The sequence below is a fragment of the uncultured Microscilla sp. genome, from assembly GCF_947493425.1.
In the GTDB taxonomy this organism is placed as follows: Bacteria; Bacteroidota; Bacteroidia; order Cytophagales; family Microscillaceae; genus Microscilla.
The window spans coordinates 1-2154 of the sequence record NZ_CANLRP010000364.1 but is presented as its reverse complement, the minus strand read 5'-3'; the positions used below and the strand labels follow the sequence as shown (position 1 = coordinate 2154).

The following is a 2154-nucleotide window of genomic DNA, read 5'->3' as shown; positions in this document are numbered from 1 at the left end:
CAAATAACATCCGAACAAATTCTTAATCGCAAATGCAAAAAAACAAAATCAAGCAAGCAACTGATTAGTTACAAAAATGATTACCTTATTGCTTGGGCCAAGACTAGGTACGAACAAGCTCTTACAGAAAAAAACATCTCTTCACAAGGACAAAAAACTACATTGATTGTAAAATAAGTAGATATGAAAATAAAGGTAAAGCGGGAAGAAAATGAAATATCGCAAAAGAGAAGCATTTTCTATAGAGAGAGACAGAAAAATAAAAATGTGCTAAATACTGTACAACCCAACCGTAACATTAAGCCTGTTGTCAGTGACAAAACTGTTCAAGCAATATATGCCAAATATGCCAAAGGAAGTACCTTCCCTTATGCCAAGCCCCTACATAACAAGCCACGTATATCTAAAAACACCCCAAAAAAACAAGAGAAAAAGAAGAAGCATGGGTTAGTGGGTGTTACCGAACCTGAAGAGTTCAAAAAAGCCATTACTTATCTAAAGCAATCTCCTACTGCCACTAAGGTAATTAACTACCTGGAAAACTTAAAGGTGATTACAAAAGTGCAAACTGGCGACTCATCCAGGTTTGATTTGTCAAAAACAGAACAAGTGCAGGGCGAAAACTTGATTCGATGGTATTCACATACAGGCTTGGTTGTAAATGATGCCAAAGGAGCTAAAGATCGTAGTAAAAAACGCGTTGATAGAACACTTAAAACCTTGGGCTATCAATCGCCAGCCCTAGGACTCATTCACGAAATGACACATGCGGCTATTGAGCATGGTTACCTTGAGACTTATGGCTTGACTTTAGAAGAAAATGTTGATAAAGACAAACACAATAGTGCGGAGCACAAATTTATTGTAGCCCTGGAATGGCAGGTCATTGATGAGTTGAAGAAAGCAGACAAGAATAACAAAGAAACCAAAAGGGAATACTATAATTCAGCCTCTAGCCATATTTTAATGAAAGATGGTCCTACTTCGGCCGATAGCCCAATTAAAGATATCTTCGATCTTTATTCTAGAGATGAGCTCCGAAGGTTGATGAAAGTTTTTAAGGAGCGAAAAGAAGCACACAAAAAATTGTACGAATCAAACAAAAACTAAACATGAAACATATTGACTTTACCCTGCGCCACTTTCTGGCTTTGTGTAGTATACTTTCATTATTATTGCTTGCCCCCACCTTGGGCTATGCTACCCCAAAAATAAAAAAAATAGATATTTATGTAATAAATAAGCTAAATAAATTTTCGGTAGCTCCTACCGAAGATAAGTTAACAAGACCTGGTCTACATACCCAGTATACCCTGGTAAACGAAAAACATTTTGGACCTTTTCAAAAAATAATTGAACAAGTACCTGATGATATCAAAGCAAAAAAAAGATTTTTTTATGGCATCACAAAATTAGTAGCCCAGGTGTTTTACTCCGATGGTACGTCTGTTTCGCTTGGAACATATACTACACTCAGGGTAAGCTACAATGGACATGATACTAATATAGCTTATCAGGAGTTTATAAATGCCTTGAAGCCATTTATCTCTCCTACATTGAAATGGCACCCTGAAAAACTTAATCAGGAATACCTTCATTATGGAAGTAGGTTTGATGGATTTATTGTGAGGTTTTCGGAGAAAGCAAAGCAGTTTATCAATACCAAAAAACTGCGTGAACAATACTTCAGTCCTCAAGAATATAAACAAGCTTTTGAACCTCTTAATGACGAGATGTTGTTGGGTATCGATTGGCGAAAAAGAAAAGTAGTATCCATTAGTTTTTCCTCGCAGGATGAGCCTCATATCCAACAAGGTGAAATGCCTTTGGCTTTGTATAAAAAGTATAAGAAAATCATACTTGAGCAATTGACAGTCAAAGAAGTGCTCAACTTATATCACATCCAAAGCGATATAATTTATAAGGCAGTATGGTATAAGTAGCAAAAAAACTACCCTGCTGGCGCAAGCCTAGCGTGACTTGTGCCTATAGATATTTGGAAACTTGCTTTTATCTGTAGGACATAAGTTCAGAAACTTACGTCAGAGGAGTATTTTAAGTACTCCGAAGGGCACTTGAAACTGATGGATAAAAAGAAGTCTCCAGGCTTCTAGCCATAAGACTAACTTTCGGTCGTGCACTATTTTGCTGCGC

The 2154-nt window shown here is 36.9% G+C and carries 2 protein-coding genes; both read left to right on the top strand.

The genetic code is table 11. The features are described from left to right. Positions 1 to 183: 183 nt before the first annotated feature. Positions 184 to 1110 (top strand): hypothetical protein, encoded by a 927-nt coding sequence (locus Q0954_RS33735; RefSeq protein ID WP_299466425.1) that lies wholly within the window; start codon positions 184 to 186, stop codon positions 1108 to 1110. Between the two features lie 2 nt (positions 1111 to 1112). Beyond that, the gene (locus Q0954_RS33730) at positions 1113 to 1943 is read left to right on the top strand and encodes a hypothetical protein (RefSeq protein ID WP_299466422.1); all 831 of its coding nucleotides are present in this window, start codon (positions 1113 to 1115) and stop codon (positions 1941 to 1943) included. The last annotated feature ends 211 nt before the right edge of the window (positions 1944 to 2154 follow it).